This is a genomic window from Pseudomonas sp. SIMBA_068, assembly GCF_046534705.1.
GTDB classification, from domain to species: domain Bacteria; phylum Pseudomonadota; class Gammaproteobacteria; order Pseudomonadales; family Pseudomonadaceae; genus Aquipseudomonas; species Aquipseudomonas putida.
Genome location: NZ_JAWRYI010001848.1, coordinates 1 through 230 on the forward strand (window position 1 = coordinate 1; position 230 = coordinate 230).

At 62.2% G+C, this 230-nt stretch carries 1 protein-coding gene; it reads left to right on the top strand.

What is annotated here, in order from left to right:
• Position 1: 1 nt before the first annotated feature.
• The coding region (locus SB756_RS36165; RefSeq protein ID WP_410914069.1) for a phosphoribosyl-AMP cyclohydrolase at positions 2-230 on the top strand (229 nt) is incomplete at its 3' end.

Here is a 230-nt window from a genome sequence, read left to right on the forward strand (position 1 = left end):
CATCGCCCAGGACTACAAGACCGGGCGCGTGCTGATGATGGCCTGGATGAACCGCGAGGCCCTGAGCCTCACCGCCGCTGAGCAGCGCGCTATTTACTGGTCACGTTCGCGTGGCAAACTGTGGCGTAAGGGCGAAGAGTCCGGCCATGTGCAAACCCTGCACGAGATACGCCTCGACTGTGACGCCGACGTGGTGATCCTGATGGTCGAGCAGATCGGCAACATCGCCT